The sequence below is a fragment of the Silvibacterium dinghuense genome (assembly GCF_004123295.1).
GTDB lineage: Bacteria > Acidobacteriota > Terriglobia > Terriglobales > Acidobacteriaceae > Silvibacterium > Silvibacterium dinghuense.
Genome location: NZ_SDMK01000001.1, coordinates 910,203 through 926,166, shown reverse-complemented (window position 1 = coordinate 926,166; position 15,964 = coordinate 910,203). Strand labels below are relative to the sequence as shown.

General features: G+C 61.3%; 13 protein-coding genes. 3 read left to right on the top strand and 10 right to left on the bottom strand.

Annotated elements, in window-relative coordinates; genetic code table 11:
- Nucleotides 1–11: 11 nt before the first annotated feature.
- From ESZ00_RS03600 to ESZ00_RS03590, 3 genes are all read right to left on the bottom strand, one after another.
- The gene (locus tag ESZ00_RS03600; RefSeq protein WP_129206806.1) at nt 12–728 is read right to left on the bottom strand and encodes a hypothetical protein; all 717 of its coding nucleotides are present in this window, start codon (nt 726–728) and stop codon (nt 12–14) included.
- A 209-nt stretch (nt 729–937) separates the two neighbouring features.
- A complete protein-coding gene (locus ESZ00_RS03595; protein WP_129206805.1) occupies nt 938–2,737 on the bottom strand; it encodes an MFS transporter in 1,800 nt (599 codons plus the stop codon).
- 157 nt (nt 2,738–2,894) lie between these two features.
- On the bottom strand, nt 2,895–4,709 hold the full coding sequence (locus tag ESZ00_RS03590; protein ID WP_129206804.1) for a glycoside hydrolase family 9 protein: 1,815 nt from the start codon (nt 4,707–4,709) through the stop codon (nt 2,895–2,897).
- Between the two features lie 119 nt (nt 4,710–4,828).
- Between ESZ00_RS03590 and ESZ00_RS03585 the strand changes: the two genes are divergently transcribed.
- Both ESZ00_RS03585 and ESZ00_RS03580 read left to right on the top strand, forming a co-directional pair.
- A complete protein-coding gene (locus ESZ00_RS03585; protein WP_229740933.1) occupies nt 4,829–5,956 on the top strand; it encodes a glycoside hydrolase family 18 protein in 1,128 nt (375 codons plus the stop codon).
- Nucleotides 5,953–7,182 (top strand): DUF5009 domain-containing protein, encoded by a 1,230-nt coding sequence (locus tag ESZ00_RS03580; protein ID WP_129206802.1) that lies wholly within the window; start codon nt 5,953–5,955, stop codon nt 7,180–7,182. Before ESZ00_RS03585 ends, ESZ00_RS03580 begins: the two co-directional genes overlap by 4 nt.
- A gap of 61 nt (nt 7,183–7,243) precedes the next feature.
- On the opposite strand, the gene ESZ00_RS03575 is transcribed toward ESZ00_RS03580, so the two are convergent.
- The 7 genes from ESZ00_RS03575 to ESZ00_RS03545 all read right to left on the bottom strand — a co-directional run bounded on the left by ESZ00_RS03575 (nt 7,244) and on the right by ESZ00_RS03545 (nt 14,738).
- A complete protein-coding gene (locus ESZ00_RS03575) occupies nt 7,244–8,029 on the bottom strand; it encodes a DeoR/GlpR family DNA-binding transcription regulator (RefSeq protein ID WP_129206801.1) in 786 nt (261 codons plus the stop codon).
- 358 nt (nt 8,030–8,387) lie between these two features.
- Nucleotides 8,388–9,761: an alpha-L-fucosidase gene (locus ESZ00_RS03570; protein WP_129206800.1), complete on the bottom strand. Its 1,374-nt coding sequence runs from the start codon at nt 9,759–9,761 to the stop codon at nt 8,388–8,390.
- Nucleotides 9,762–10,067: 306 nt separating this feature from the next.
- The gene (gene udk / locus ESZ00_RS03565) at nt 10,068–10,700 is read right to left on the bottom strand and encodes a uridine kinase (protein WP_129206799.1); all 633 of its coding nucleotides are present in this window, start codon (nt 10,698–10,700) and stop codon (nt 10,068–10,070) included.
- The gene (locus ESZ00_RS03560) at nt 10,700–11,575 is read right to left on the bottom strand and encodes a purine-nucleoside phosphorylase (protein ID WP_129206798.1); all 876 of its coding nucleotides are present in this window, start codon (nt 11,573–11,575) and stop codon (nt 10,700–10,702) included. The genes udk and ESZ00_RS03560 overlap by 1 nt, the downstream gene beginning before the upstream one ends.
- A gap of 31 nt (nt 11,576–11,606) precedes the next feature.
- Nucleotides 11,607–12,848 carry a NupC/NupG family nucleoside CNT transporter gene (locus tag ESZ00_RS03555; protein WP_129206797.1) on the bottom strand — a complete coding sequence of 414 codons (1,242 nt, stop codon included), beginning with the start codon at nt 12,846–12,848 and terminating at the stop codon, nt 11,607–11,609.
- A 90-nt stretch (nt 12,849–12,938) separates the two neighbouring features.
- Complete coding sequence (locus ESZ00_RS03550) at nt 12,939–14,261, bottom strand: thymidine phosphorylase (RefSeq protein ID WP_229740932.1); 1,323 nt, start codon at nt 14,259–14,261, stop codon at nt 12,939–12,941.
- Nucleotides 14,262–14,282: 21 nt separating this feature from the next.
- Nucleotides 14,283–14,738 (bottom strand): cytidine deaminase, encoded by a 456-nt coding sequence (locus ESZ00_RS03545; RefSeq protein WP_129206796.1) that lies wholly within the window; start codon nt 14,736–14,738, stop codon nt 14,283–14,285.
- Between the two features lie 90 nt (nt 14,739–14,828).
- On the opposite strand from ESZ00_RS03545, the gene ESZ00_RS03540 reads away from it, so the two are divergent.
- Entirely contained in the window at nt 14,829–15,962 is a 1,134-nt protein-coding gene (locus tag ESZ00_RS03540) for an SGNH/GDSL hydrolase family protein (RefSeq protein ID WP_129206795.1), read from the top strand.
- Nucleotides 15,963–15,964: the final 2 nt, after the last annotated feature.

Here is a 15,964-nt window from a genome sequence, read left to right as displayed (position 1 = left end):
CACCTACTGGCTCATTTGCAGATAATGACAGAATCGTCTTCTGCACGGGCCGACTGATACAGGGTCACCGACATAGTGTCAGCCAAATGGAACAGGCGTGGGTAAAGCTGTGGATCGAAAATCCTTCCGACACCGAGTTCATCCCAATAGAATTCCTGCGTATCACTCAGTGGCTTTTCAGTGATGTAGTCGACCTGAACGATTTCCTTCTTTAGAAAGGTCGTCGCGTTCCCAGATTTGTCCGCAAGTGTAATCTGCTCCGCAGATACTCCATTAAGAATGCCTCGATGAATTCTTCCGTCTTTTGTGGTTAGCGTGAAACGGAATGCGGCGTATGGATGCACTTTTGATTGAAAGGGTACGAAGGCCAAGATGTCTGACCAAGAGCTTCTACCGCTGTAGAGGGTGAAAAGCGGCAAATTAGGATTGTCGTTCGCTACTGCGTGTCCACCAAATCCATATCTAATTCTCATCAAATCTGCTTTATGAATTATCTCGGTACCTTGTTTCGTCTTGATCGAAACATTCGTATCCGTGACTTTTTCAAGTTCGCCATACTGACAAGTCAGGCTGCGCTCGATGAACACAAAACCGAGGCCCGGCTTCAATTGTTTTAGTGACTGCCATGGGTCACTCTCACCAAAACAAGGCTTGGCTAGCATGAGAGAACAACATACATAAAAGGAAATTCTTAACAGCCGCAGGTTTCCGAAGAGTGCCAGCTTCATAAGGCAGAGCATAGATCCTTCGACAGAAAGACTACAGACATTTCTATCTTTAGAAGTTTGATTTGCTCTGTCGAAAGCGTATGTTCCCCACTCAAGCAACAGAAGCTTGAGTGGGCCACCGTCGGGATTTGTGGAGATAGAAAAGACAACGGTCACGGAAGCTGACGCTTCCGTGCCCGTTTTACTGAGCCCTGTGCTCTGAGCCCTGACTACTTGCCTTTCGCGAAGAGCTCTTCGATCTCCTCGAGCGTCTTGCCCTTGGTTTCGGGCAGGAAGAACGTTACGGTGAGGAAGTAGATCACGGTGAATCCTGCCGAGAGCAGGAACATGGCCGAGTAGCCGTACTTGCTGGCCACCGGCAGGAAGAGAACCTGCAGGGTTGCTGCTACGACCTGGTTGAGGACCAGTGCGATGCTCATGCCGTTCGAGCGGATGCGGGTCGGCATCAGCTCGGAGAGCGCGATCCAGACGCATACGCCGGGGCCCGAGGCGTAGAAGCTCACGAAGACGAAGAGCACAACCGCCATCAGCCAGCCGTGGCTCGCCTCCGGTACACGGCCTACCAGCGCGCGCTCGATCTTCAGCGGAGCGGTCTGCGCGGCCTGCAGGTCGGCAAAGGGATTCTTGAAGATGGCTTCGACCTTCGAGGTTGGGAGGCTGTCGGCCCGCGTGATGTGGATCGGGCTGGCGCTGCCATCGGCGGCGCGCACGTAGGTGGTCTCTCCGGTGAAGCCGCCATAGGAGTAGATCACGGCCATCGACGAATCCTCGGCCGGGATCGCGCCTGCGTGGCCGGAGGCTGCCAGCAGCTTCGCCGCGATGTCAGGCGTCAGCTTCAGGTCAAGCGACTGGTCCGGGGCAACCATGGCCTGCACCGCGGATGCGCAATCCACGTTCTGCTTCTCCATGCGGAGGAAGAGGACGGCGGTGACGATCAGCGTGAGGATGATGCCCGAGGTGCCCATCTTGAGCAGGAAGCGGCGGCCTTTTTTATCGACCAGCTGCATGCCGATGATGGTGGCGAGGAAGTTGACCAGCGTGAAGAGCACGTAGCCCCAGTGCGCCTGCAGGTCGCTGAGGCCGCTCTGCATGAGGATGCTGGCGTTGTAGCCGATGACGGAGTTGATGCCGGTGGCGGTGTTGCAGGCCAGGATGACGCAGGCCAGGATGAAGGGCACGATGTACTTGCGCTGCAGCAGCGCATCCTTTACGCCGGTGCTGTGGCCGCTGGTGGGAGCCTTCTGCGTTTCGGCCATCTCCTGCAGCTCGTGTTCCGCCTGCTCGGGAGTGCGCGAGCGCTCGAGAGCGGCACGCGCCTTTTCCACCTGTCCGCGACGGAAGAGCCAGCGCGGCGACTCCGCCACCAGCAGCGAGCCCGCCACAAACAGCAGGCCAGGGGGCATGGAGACCCAGAAGATCTCGCGCCACGCCATGTCCTTGAAGTGGAAGAGCGCAGCCGGACCGGCGTTGTGCACCATCGCTTCGACGCGATAGCTGAAGTAGATGCCGATGAGCGCGGCTACGAAGATGCCCAGTGTGAGCATCCACTGGAAGATGCCGGTGCCCTTGCCGCGTACCTTCGAGCCCAGGCATTCGGCGAGGTAGAGCGGGACGACTACTCCGATCAGGCCGCCGCTGGTGCCCTGCAGCAGGCGTCCGAGAAAGAGCGGCCCGTAGCCGTGCGAAAGAGCGATGACCGGGATGCTCAGCACAAACAGGATGCCGCTGAAGATCATCAGCTTCTTGCGGCCCATCCAGTCGGCCAGTGCGCCGGCAAAGAGGGTCGAAAAGACCGAACCCATCAGCACGGCGGCCACGATGACCGAGAGCTGCCCGGCGCTCAGCCCCGAGGTGGCCTCCAGATACGGCAGCGCGCCGCCGATGAGGCCTACATCCACGCCATAGAGCAGGCCGCCGAGTCCCGCTACGAAAAGCAGAAGCGTGTTCTGCCGCTTATAGTTCGCCGCGGATGCCGCGACACTGCCATTGCCGGTGGATGACTGAGCCATTCGCCCCTGATCTTTACCTGTAGAGTCTGTGCCGTGAAGCCGTCAGAGCGCATCGCCGCAGGCCCCAGCATGCAAAATGCTGATGGAAACGCTGGCCTGTCTATACATCTGCGCGCTGCAAGCATCATAGAGCCTCGCTGCAGCTTTTCGCACGCAATCAGTGTTGCGGGGTATGCGGCAGGCTCACGGCGTAGAGGTACCAGGCGGCATGCGGCAGCCACTGTTCGGTCCAGCGCCAGTCCTCGTCCTTGCCGGTGACGGCGAAGCCCTGGTTGAAGGCGATGCCGTCCTCGTTGTCTTCGGCGGCGGTAATGCCGTTTACGATTCCGCCCGGCGCATTGCGGTATTTCCACGAGCGGAAGAACATGTACGCCTGGTCGCCGTGCCCGCTGCCCTCGAGCAGGCTCACGTCGTAGGGATTTCTGCCCAGAATCCAGTGCAGCTGGTTCCATGCGTAGTCTTCGAGACTGGCCTGGAAGGCTGTGTCGTCCGCGAAGAGCGGGGCTGCGAGGCGGGCCGCGGCTGCCAGTGACGCCAGCCGCGCATCCTCGCCCTGCCACCACGGCGCGGCCTCGGTGTCATGGGGAAAGAAGAAGGCCGTCCGCACGGTTCCGTCGCCCATGCGGACGAGCTGGCGCGCATAGCCGAAGGGATTGTTTTCCTCTTCCGTGACGCCCAGCTCGAATGCGAGCGACCGCTTCACCGTCTCGCGCACCTTCGCCTGCGTCGCCGCATCGGCAATCTGCGCGTAGGCGATCAGGCTGACTACGGGCAGGCCCGCATCTGCAGGATGAAAGAAGGGCCGCGTTCCTCCGTCGGCACGCCAGTAGTCGCGGTACCTGCCGTTCGAGACCAGCCGTGCCATTAGACTCGCGGCACGCGCATCCGCCGCTGTCTTGTATTTCGTTTCGTGCGAGGCCCGATAGAGTTCGGTCGCAGCTATCAGCGCGCAGTAGTCGTCGAGGATGTTTTCTACTCCGTCATTCAGCAACTCGCGGTTATGCGCTGCCAGAAAATCGAAGGCCTCTTCTGCTGTCTGGAGATAGGTTGCGCGGGGAAAGTCTCCGTCGGTCGGCATGGTGCTGGCCAGCGCAAGCGCGGCAATCGCCATGCCGCCGCCGGCGCGGAAGCTTGCCTCATAGGCATGCGGTCCCTCGGCTGCGCCGATGTGCTCGGTGGAGTCCGCCGTGTTTTTCTTGATCTGCGTCTTCCAGTTCGGATTCCCGATCACCCGGTCTTCGGCCAGCTTCTTCGCACCCGGCGCGGTGATGCTCTCATAAAACGAGCCGCCGGGCCGCTTTATCCGTACCAGGAAGTCTGCGCCGAACAGCCCCTCATCCAGCAGCCGCCGATCGATTTCAGTGAAGTTGTCCTCGCCGCGCGCCTCCAGTGCGCGATAGCTGGCAAGCGCGCTCCACGCTACCAGCGGCACCTGCTGCGGGTTGAAATACGAGGTCGGATTCTGGTGCGAGAGATGGATGCCGTAGTCGCCTGTCGCGTCATACCAGCCGCCATGCACGTCGATGGTTCCCGGTCCGTTCGGATTCTTCAGGTGCCGGTCGGCCGCGTCATTCAGGCCGCTCGAGCGCTGTCCCTTGAAGTAGTAGAGGACATTCGACAGCGTCTCTTTCTCGAGCAGGTCGTCTTCAATGGCGAAGCCGCATGAGTGTGCCCCATCTGTCTCGAGCTCATATTCGCCTTTTTCATGAAAGGCAGAGAAGTCTGCTGTCCAGTATGTGCCACCCCACTGGTCTATCTTTCCCGCTGCAGCGACGCTTCCGGAGAAGACCGTTCTGCCGGTCGAGACTTCTTTCAGCACAAACCGCGCCGGATGATCCTCCGCCGTGCCCTTGACCAGAGCGATCTTCGCCGCGCCCGGTTCGTAGCCTACCTGGTCCACCAGTATCCGTACCTCGGCACGCGCACTCTGTGCCAATGCCCCGGCGCAGCAGAGCGCCAGTGCCCATCTCATGCTGAGTCCTGTGATCGCAGCCATATCACCGGGATTGTAGAGCAACGGGAGGTGAGCGATGCGAACGGCGATCGAGTGAGGCCGGTATATTGGCAACACATCGCTTTTCGGAGGCAGTCTTGTTCCAACGGATCGCATCGCTCGCCGTGCTCGCCGCAGCGTTTAGCCCCTTCGCGCCTGCTCAGTCTCGCGGCGAACAGATTATCGGCTATGTTTTTCCGCAGGAGCAGCGTCTCCAGCCCGGCGATATCTCGCCCACGGCGATGACCCGCATCAATTTCGCCTTCGCGAAGCTCGATGACAATCGCATGGTTCCCGGCCGGCCTGTAGATGCGGACAATTTGGCTACGCTGGTTGCGCTCAAGAAGCAGAACCCTTCGCTGGCTATTCTTGTTTCTGTTGGAGGATGGTCCTGGTCGGGCGGCTTTTCGAGCATGGCGCTCACCCGCCAGAACCGCTCCGCGTTCATCGAGAGCGCTGTCGAGTTTCTTACGAAATACAATCTCGACGGTCTCGATATCGACTGGGAATATCCTGCGATGGAAGGCGCTACGAAGCACTTCCGTCCCGAGGATACGCAGAACTACACCCTGCTCCTCAAGGAATGCCGCGAGCGCTTCGATGCCGAGCAGGCGAAGCTGCACCGTCGTCTCTATCTTTCCATTGCCGCCGGCGGAGACCAGAGCTTTATCGACCACACGCAGATGGCCGAGGTCCAGAAATACGTCGATACCGTAAACCTGATGGCGTATGACTTCTATGAGCCCGGTGATGGCGCGGGCACCGGCCATCACGCTCCGCTCTTCACCAATCCCGATGACCCGAAGAAAATATCGGGCGCGCAGACTGTCGAGAACTACGAGCATGCCGGAGTGCCTGCGGAAAAGCTGGTTCTCGGACTGCCCTTTTATGGCCACGCGTGGGGAAATGTTGCGGCGAAGAACCACGGTCTTTATCAACCGGGGAAGGTTATCCCCAACGTTTACGCCAGCTACGGCAACATCACCGGCACCATGATCGGCAAGGGCTATACCCGCTACTGGGATAAGACTGCTTCTGTGCCGTATCTCTACAGCGAAGAGAAGCATGTCTTTGTTTCCTATGACGATCCCGAGTCACTTGCACTGAAATGCAAGTTTGCTCTTGAGCATCACCTGGCCGGGGTCATGTTCTGGGACTATGAGAGCGATCCTTCGCATGCGTTGCTGGATGCTGTCGACCGCTCCATCCATGCAGGCGCAAAATGACCGCACGCACACCGGCTGCTCCGACTGCATCTTCGCGCATCGTTTCGATCGATATCTTCCGTGGTCTCACCATGACGGTGATGGTCTTCGTCAATGCGCTTGCCGAGATACGCGGCATTCCGCAATGGAGCCGTCACGAGCCTGCAGTTGTCGACGCGATGACCTATGTCGACATGGTCTTTCCGTTCTTTCTCTTCCTCGTCGGGCTTTCGCTGCCCCTTGCCATCCGTGCACGCCTGAAGAAGAACCCGTCCATGCCTGCACTCTGGCTGCACGTTATTCTGCGCTCGCTGAGCCTTGTCGTCCTCGGCCTCATTCTCGCCAACGCGGATGCCGGCAGCCGTACGCTCATGGGCCTGTCGCCGGGCGTCTGGGGTTTGCTTGCGCTCGGTGGAGGCATCCTGCTGTGGAATGTCTATCCCGGCTTTGCTTCCGGCTCGCGCCTGGTGCTCGGCCTCAAGCTCCTTGGACTTGCGCTGCTGGTCGTGATGTATGCGATCTTCCGGCGAATGGTGCACACTCCGGATGGCACGGCACACGCTGCATGGCTCGACTTCTCTTATCCCGAGATTCTGGGCATCATCGGTTACACCTATTTCGCTGTCTGCGTGCTCTATATCCCCACGCGCCGATGGGTCTGGGCGCCGCTTGCCTGGTTCGCGGCGCTGATTGGCTTTAACTGCGTTTCCACGGCGGCGCATCTCGGCTTTGCCGACCACCCGGCGTGGTATCTGTGGCCATTCAACAATGGAGCCTTCGGGGCCATGGTCATGGCCGGTGCTGTCGTCTCGACGATCTTTCTCGGCAAGCATCGCTGGCATGCGCATGGGCAGAAGAGCCTGCTGGCCATCGCCTTCGGCCTGGCCACGCTTGCCAGCGGAGGGCTGCTCGCGTCGCTCGGCATCTCGAAGATCCGCGCCACGCCTACGTGGGCGCTGGTTTCTGTTGGAGCAGCCACGCTGTTCTTTACGCTGATCTACTGGATCTGCGATGTCCGCAAGCATTCCCGCTGGGCTGCGTTTGCGCATCCTGCCGGCGCCAACACACTGATGACGTATCTGCTGCCCGATCTCTGCTACTACGGATTTCTGGCTACGGGCAGCACATTTTATGCCACCCACTGGAGCAGCGGCGCTCCCGGAGCCTTCAAGTCGGCACTCTTCACCGTATGCATTCTTGCGCTCTCGGCTCTGCTCACGCGCTGCAAAGTCCGCATGCAGCTTTAAAGCGGCACACAGAAAAGCCTCCGGCGATTGTGCCGGAGGCTTTTCTGTGGAGAGTTGTCTTTTAGACCGCAATGACCGGGACGCCGACCTGGGCAAAGGACTCGATCGTTTCCGCTGCGACGCTGTCGTCGGTGATGATGGTGTGAATCTTCTGCGGCGGGCATACCTGCGAGGTGCTCACCATGCCCAGCTTGCTTGCATCGACGACAGCGATGACCTGCTTGCCGTGCTTCACCATCTCCGACAGGATGAGCGCCTCGTCCGACTCGATAACAGTCAGTCCGTGCTCCGGATGGATGCCGGTGGCGCCCATGAAGACCTTGTCGAAGAACAGCCGCTGCAGCGCCTCATAGGCGGTCGCGCCCACAAGCGAAAACGAGCCCGGCCAGCGGATGGCTCCGCCTGTCACCGTGACTTTCATGTTCGGCTGGCTCGAGAGCTCCATGCCGATGTTGATGGCGCTGGTCACGATGTGAATGCCTTCGCGATGACGCAGGCTGCGCGCGATCTGTGTCGTTGTCGTGCCGGGAGAAAGCGCGATGGTGTCGTTCTCGACGACCAGCTCCGCCGCAGCCAGCGCAATGCGCCGCTTCTCATCGGCGAAGCGCTCCTCGCGCAGCGAAAAGGCTGCGTCGAAGCGGAATGGCTTGTAGGAGGTTTGTCCGGGCACCTCGGCGCCGCCGTGGGTGCGGTTGATCAGCCCGCGCTGCTCGAGTTCAATCAGGTCGCGGCGAATGCTTGCCGGAGAGGCGTTTACTGCGGCGGCCAGCTCGTCTACGCTGCCCTTGCCCTTTTCGAGCAGCAGGTGCAGGATGCGCTTGGCGCGGTCGTGCTGTTTCAGGGCCATGCTGAATCTTCCTGTGGTTGCGATTTCCTAGAGTCTGTTATGGACTTTCCCACGGCGGCGCTGGGCGCCAATTTTTCTGAGGTCGAGGAGCGAGTTGCGACGGATATCGGGCCATATCCTAGCAGCGAGCGACGAAGAGGTCGGGAAAATTGGCCCCAGCCCTGAAGGGTTGCGGGGAAAATCGGCCCATACTTCGTTGTCGGCCTCGCCTAGGAATAGCCTATGTCTTCGTCCTCCGTCTCGTCTGGGCCGATTTTCCCCAGCAACGCCGCTCGCGCGAAAGTTCATAACAGGCTCTAGATGCGCAGGAGGCCTGGGGTCGGCCTCCTGCGCATTGCTCTGCATTATAGCCAGCACGCTACTTCGCGGCTGTCTCCATGCCTGCCTCGTCCAGATGGAAGAGCTGGAACTCGCGAATACGCGCCTGTCCTGCCGCGGCCACGATGTTCAGCCGCACGCGGTCGGTGATGACGGCAGGGAAGCGGTCGATCTTCATATGGCCGATGGCGAAGTCCGAAACCACAGGCACCCACCTGCCATCCTTCCATGCCTCGATCCGGTACTGCTGGATGAGCTGCCCGTCGTTGAGCCACTCCATCGTCAGCGCGTGATCGATCGTCTCCGGATGCGCGAAGCGCACCTCGAGTGTTGCCGAGCGCGAGCCTTCAGGTGCGGACCAGAAGGTGTCGCGGTCGCCGTCGAGTGCGTTGGTGGTATTTTCGTCGGTGGAGAGGTGATGTTGCGCGAGATTATTCGAATAACGCTGGCGGAGCGTGTCACCCAGCTCCTTCAGGCGCTTCACATCGGCCTCGGGCAGCAGGCCGTCACTGTTCGGAGCCGCGCCCAGCATCCACTGGCCTCCGTGTCCTACTGAGTTCTCCCAGCTGTTCACCAGGTCGTCGAGGCTGCGCAGCGTCTGGTCGCTGTTCGGATGCCAGAACCATTGCAACTTGTGCAGCGGTGTATCGGCTTCGATGGGCCGCCAGCGCAGATAGCCATGCCGGTCGATGACGTTCCAGTTCTCGTAGTTGATGAAGCCTGACTCGGTGCCGACCCAGCGCGCGTCCGCGTACTGGAAAAGAGCGGTGTCGGCGAAGACGATAGTATTCGGCTGGTAGGTGCGCAGTGTTTCGACGATCTTCGGGAAGTCGTAGACGTGGCCGCCGCTGCCGGCGCCATCCAGCCAGAACTCGGTCAGGTCACCGTACTTTGTCACCAGCTCTTCGAGCTCCGACTGGTAGTACTTGTCATATTCGGTAGTGTCCTTTTCCTTGTAGCGAGGATCATGCCGGTCCCAGGGGGAAAGATAGATGCCGAAGCCGAGGCCGTTGGCGCGAGCTGCCTTCGCCACTGCGCCGACCACGTCGCCCTTGCCGTCCATCCATGGGCTCGCCTTCACGCTGTAGTCGGTCTGCTCGGTGGGCCACAGGCAGAATCCGTCATGATGCTTGGCGACCATGACTACGTACTTCGCACCCGAGGCTTTGATGGCCTTCATCCACTGGTCGGGATCGAAGTGCTTCGGGTTGAAGGTCTGCGGCGTGGCTGTGCCATCGCCCCATTCACGGTCGAGAAAGGTGTTGGTGCCGAAGTGGATGATGACGCCGAACTGAAGATCCTGCCACTCCAGCTGCTGCGGCGCGGGTTTGATGTCGGCAAAGTTCTGCGCCGATGCGGCGGCTGCGCCGGTGAGAAGCGCGGCCGCTAGGGCCAGCCCTGCGAGTCTCTTCATTGTCTGCCTGTTGTTTCGCGCTGCGGTCATGCTCAACCTCTCTTCATCGTGGAACTGTCCGGATATAGCTTAGAGCCCGTTTACGAACTTCCCTCGGCGGCGCTGGGGAAAGAAAAGCATTGCACCACAGAGAGCACAGAGGACACAGAGGGAGTCGTGCCGCTACCTGCATCCCGTTTCCACGCGAAGAGCGCAAAGCCTGGTGAGGATGCCTCTGTGCTCTCTGTGTCATCTGTGGTGAAAAGGTTCCAGGCACTCCGCGCAAGCCAAAATCGGGCTTGAGTGGGCCACCTTTGGGGCTGGCGCTCAGCGGGCCATGATCCTTTCCAGCAGCCCGCGCTGCCTGAGCTCGTTCATCAGGCCTTCGATGGCCCAGTCCAGCGATTCGGTCCCGTCCATCACGATGTCTGCATGCTGTGCCGATGGGCGGACGTATTTTTCCGCCATCGGCCGTACTGTTTCGGTGTAGTGCTGCGCGACGGATTCTTCTGTCCGCCCGCGCTGGCATACATCGCGCCGCAAACGGCGTTCGTAACAGACTTCGTCCGGGGTGTCGACGTAAATGCCGAGATGGTAGAACCTGCGCAGCCCAGGATAGTGCAGCGCGAAGATGCCGTCGATGATCAGCAGGTGTCCGGGCTCCATCCTCGTGATGGCATTTTTCCTGCGGGTGTGCGTGGCGAAGTCGTATTGCGGATGCCAGATGGTCTCGCCCGCGGCCATCCGTCCGACGTCGCGGATCAATAGATCGCTTTCGATGATGTCCGGGTCGTCGAAATTCTGCTGACATCGCTCCTCGTAGCTCATGTGCGCGAGGTCGCGATAGTAGTGATCCAGGTGGAAGTGTGTGCCTTCCAGCTCTCTTGCCAGCTCTTCGGCCAGCGTCGTTTTCCCCGAGCCCGAACAGCCCGCGATTCCCAGTACAACCGGTTGCCTCACTACGCCTTTCCGCCTCCTGCCTGCACCAGCTTCGCGATCTCCGGCAATGCGCTCTTCAGAATCGCCGCCAGCTGGCCTTCCACGCGTTTGCCCGTCTCCATGACTTCCTCGTGATTCAGCGGCTCTACCTGGATGCCCGCTGCCATGTTCGTCACGCATGAAATTCCCAGTACCTCGATGCCCATGTGCCGCGCGGCGATGGTCTCGAGCACGGTGGACATGCCCACCAGGTCGGCGCCCAGCGCGCGGAAGGCGCGGATCTCGGCCGGTGTCTCGAAGCTCGGCCCCGGCACGCCGATGTAGACGCCTTCCTGCAGGGCAACGCCGTTCTCGTTGGCCGCGGTATGCGCCAGCTGGCGCAGGCGCCGTGCATAGGCTTCCGTCATGTCGAAGAATCGCTGCCCCAGCCGTTCATCATTCGGTCCGGTGAGCGGGTTTACTCCCATCAGGTTGATGTGGTCGGAGAGCAGCACCAGGTCACCCTGTGCGTAGCTGGCGCGGATGCCTCCGGCCGCATTCGTCAGCGCCAGCGCCTTTATCCCCAGCATGCCCAGCACGCGCACCGGGAAGGTCGATTCGGCCGCCGAGTAGCCTTCGTAGCCATGCACCCGGCCCTGCATCACCGCGACCGGTGTTCCGGCAACGGTGCCGATCAGCAGCCGCCCGCTGTGACCTGCCACGGTCGAGCGCGGAAAGTGCGGAATCTCGCTGTAGGGAATGACCGCGGCCTGCTCGATCTCCGCCGCGAAGCCGCCGAGCCCGGAGCCGAGTACCACTCCGACCAGGGGCGTGTGCCCTGTATGCGATTGCAGAAACTTCGCAGCTTCCGATGCGCGCTCATAGAGCGCAGTGGAGGAAATCACGGTGAAAGACATGGGGAGGGCGACGCTTTCTGGGGTGTTTCTTCTATTTGAGCATGATTCCGACAATGGAGGCAGACATGAGGTTGGCCATGGTGCCGGCGAGCATGGCCCTCAGGCCCAGCCGCGCGAGATCGTTCCGGCGGTTCGGAGCCAGCGCTCCGATGCCTCCGATCTGGATGCCGATGGAGCTCAGGTTGGCAAAGCCGCACAGCGCGAAGGTGGCAATGGTGAAGGAGCGGAAGTCGAGCGCCGCCTTCTGCGCGCCCAGCAGCGAGTAGGCCACCACCTCATTGATAACCATGCGTGTGCCCAGCAGATTGCCGACGATCCGCGTCTCATGCCAGGGGATGCCGATGAGCCAGGCAATCGGGGAGAAAAGCACGCCGAGAATGGAGTCGAGGCTGGAAGGGAAGTACGCGAAATGCCGCGCCGCCAGCCAGTTGTGCACGCCGCCCAGGATGCCGTTCAGCAGGTGGATCAACGCCAGGAAGGAGATGAGCATGATGGCCACGTTGAAGGCCAGCTTGCCGCCGTCGATGGTGCCGCGGGCGATCGCGCCCAGCAGGTTCTCGTCCTTGTGTTCTTCTTCCCTGGGCATGTGGACGACGCCCTCGGTTGCCGGCGTCTCCGTCTCCGGCACCAGCATCTTTGAGATAAGGATGGTGCCCGGGGCGGTCATGATGACCGCTGCCAGCAGGTGCTGCGCCTCGATGCCGTAGAGGATGTACGCCGCCATGATGCCGCCCGAGACGTGCGCCATGCCGCTGGTCATGATGGTCATCAGCTCGGAGCGCGTGGCCCTGGGCAGAAACGGCCGGATGGTCAGCGGAGCTTCGGTCTGGCCCATGAAGATGCTGGCCGCGACGTTCAGGCTTTCGGCGCCTGAAACGCGCATGGTCCACAGCATCAGCCGCGCGAAGAGCCGGATGACCAGCTGCATCACGCCGATGTGATAGAGCACCGAAAACAGGGCAGAGATGAAGATGATGGTCGGCAGCACCTGGAAGGCGAAGATCATGCCCAGCGAGGAATGCTGCCTGCCCAGCTCGCCGAAGACCATCTCCGAGCCGGCAAAGGAGTAGGCGAGCATGCGCGTGATCGCCGCGCCCACCGTGGCCAGGATCTTCTGGCCCACCGTCCACTTGAGCACGAGAAAGGCGAAGACAATCTGCAGGCTGAGGCCCCAGATCACGGTCCGCCACCGGATCGCCCGCCGGTTCGTCGAAAAGATCCATGCCAGCGTCAGCATGGTCAGCAGGCCCAGCACCCCGGTGAATCGAATCAATGTCGCTCCTTTGTTTCTCTCATCCTATGGGCGGACCCGGCCTTCCTCAAGCGGATTCCTCGGCCGCAGCGCTTCAGGCTTGGGCCGTGCCTATTGCGCCGTGATGACTTCGCCGATCAGCGCCGGTACGTCCGCAGCCTCGTCCCGGATCGCCAGCGCCCGCCGCAGGAGCGCTTCCGGCTCGGCAAAGCGCGATTCTTCGTCTGCAAACAGCTCCGCCAGTACCTGCCCGCGCTCGATGCGGTTGCCCAGTTTGACCTTCATCTCCAGGCCGGCATGCGCCGCTACCGGCTCGCCGGCCTTTTCGCGTCCGGCGCCCAGCCGCTGCACGGCCCAGCCCACCAGTTCGCAGTCGCAGAAGGCAAAATACCCGGCCCGGTCGGCTACGAACTCCCGCCGGAATTTCGGCTGGTGGAACTTCTCCGGCTCGTCCAGCGCCTTGAGTTCGCCGCCCTGCGCCGCGACCATCTCGCGGAAGATGCGCAGCCCGCTGCCGTCTTCGAGGCGTGCTTCGGCCATGGCGCGGCCCTCGTCTGCCGTCGCTGCCTTGCCGCTCAGGTGGATCATCCACCCGGCAAGCACCAGGGAAAGCTCGCGCAGGTCTTCGCTGAGCGGATGCCGCTCGCCGCGCAGCAGTTCGATCGACTCCCAGATCTCGATCCAGTTGCCGGCCATCCGCCCCAGCGGCTGGTCCATCGAGGTCATCACCGCGGCCGTGCGCGTGCCCGAGCGCTCGCCGGTCTCGACCATGAGTTCGGCGAGGAAGCGCGACTGCTTCGGGTCCTTGAGAAATGCTCCCGAGCCGGTCTTCACGTCCAGCACGAGGCCATTCAGTCCGGCAGCCAGCTTTTTGCTCATGATGGAGGCGCAGATCAGCCATGGGCTTTCGACCGTGCCGGTGCGGTCGCGCAGATCATAGAGCACGCGGTCGGCGGGGACGAGGTTTCTGGTCTGCCCGATGATGGTCGCCCCGCAAAGGTCTATTACAGCGCGCGCTTCGGTGAGGGATAACTGTGTCCGGTAGCCGGGAATGCTTTCGAGCTTGTCCAGCGTGCCGCCGGTGTGGCCGAGCGCGCGTCCGCTGATCATCGGCACGGCCACGCCTGCGGCCGCCGCCAGCGGAGCCACAAGGAACGATGTCTTGTCGCCCACGCCGCCGGTTGAATGTTTGTCTACCGTTGGCTTACCCAGCCCTGCGTGGTCGAAGACCTCGCCGGAGTAGCGCATCGCCGCGGTCAGGTCGGCGACCTCGCGCCGGGAGAGTCCGCGTATCCATGCCGCCATCAGCCATGCCGCGAGCTGCGCTTCGGGAATCGTCTGCCGCGCCGCGCCTTCGGCCACGAAGCGGATTTCCTCCGTCGTCAGCTCGGCGCCGTCGCGCTTCTTCCGGATCACGTCAATTGCGTGGATCATGCTCTCGCTCATATCGTCCGTCTATACTCCGTCGAGCCGGAAGCCATAGGGCAGCAGCTCTTCGAGTTTTCGCTCCACAATCTCCACGCCGTGCGCGGTTTCACCAGGAAAGAGCACGACTGCTCCCGGAGCCGCGAACTCCGCCATCACCTGGCGGCAGGCTCCGCAGGGCGGAGAAGCCATGTTGTTCAGATTTGTGACGGCCACGGCGAGGATGCGCCGCTGCTCGCCATTCTCTGCCACTGCGCCGCGCTCGCTTATCGAACGGAACAGCGCATTCCGCTCTGCGCAGCTTGTCAGCCCGAAGGAGACATTCTCCACGTTGCATCCCGTGACCAGAGAGCCGTCCTCAAATAGAAGTGCTGCGCCTACGCGAAATCTGGAGTAGGGAGCATAGGCGTGCGCGGCTGCGGCACGCGCCGTCTCAAGCAGCCGTTCTCGCATCAGACGGTCGAGTTCTTTTGGTTGGCCAGCCATGGTACCTCGAGGCTAACGGAGCGCCGCTGTCACCGCAAATATGTAGCCTGCAGCTCTCTCAGCCTTCCGCCGGATACACTGGAGGGCACCATGACATTCAGGGGTGGAATCCTCCTCCTGGCGACGCTTCTCTCCGCCTCGCTTCCTCCGTTTGTGCAAGCCCAGCAGATGAGTCTCGAACGGCTCGCCAGCCCGCCTGCGCTCGTGCCGTTGAAGATGTCTATCCACGGCCGCGTCCTGAATGCTCCCGCTGCCGGACCGGAAGCGCCCGGCTTCGCCTCGCAGTGGCCAGGCATTTACTATCAGGCTGCCTTTCGGGGAGCCGAGGTCTTCTTCCGCGTTGGCGTCGCGCATGAAATTCTGCACGTGGTTGTCGACCATCAGCTGCCCCTCGTCCTCAAAGATCCTCAGCCCGGTGTCTACGCGGTTACCGGTCTGGCGAAGGGCCGTCACGCGGTCGATCTCTACATCGCCACGGAGAGCCAGTCCGCTCCGAACCACTTCGGGGGATTCGCTCTTTCTGCCCAGGAGAAACCGCTCTCCCCTCCGAAACCCAGCCGGCGCCAGATTGAATTCATCGGCGACTCGCACACCGTAGGTTATGGCAACACCTCTCCGAAGCAGGCCTGCACTGCCGACGAGGTCTGGGCCAGCACCGATAACACACAGGCCTTCGGTCCGCTGACCGCCGTGCACTTCCATGCCGACTATGAGGTCCATGCCATCTCCGGCCGCGGCATCGTTCGCAATTACAACGGCTTTGCTGCGGATACGCTGCCAGAGGCGTATCCCTATGTGCTCTTTGATAAAAAGCAGGAAGCGCTGGATTCTACATGGAAGCCGCAGCTGATCGTGATCGCGCTCGGGACCAATGATTTTTCCACCCCGCTCCACGACGGAGAAAAGTGGAAGACCCGCGACGCGCTGCATGCGGATTACGAAGCTACCTATCTTCGATTCCTCAAAGGCCTGCGCGAGCAGAATCCGCATGCCTTCTTCCTGCTCTGGGCTACCGATATGGCCAATGGTGAAATCGCCTCCGAGGAGCAGCGCGTCGTCGATCGTTTCAAAGCCCTCGGCGATCCGAACATCGCCTTTATCCCTATCCATCACCTAGCCTTTACCGGCTGCCATGGACACCCTTCTATTGCAGACGATCGCGCTATCAGCGATCTGTTCGTGCAATTCGTGGAGGCTCATCCGCGCATCTGGAAGGGCAGATAATC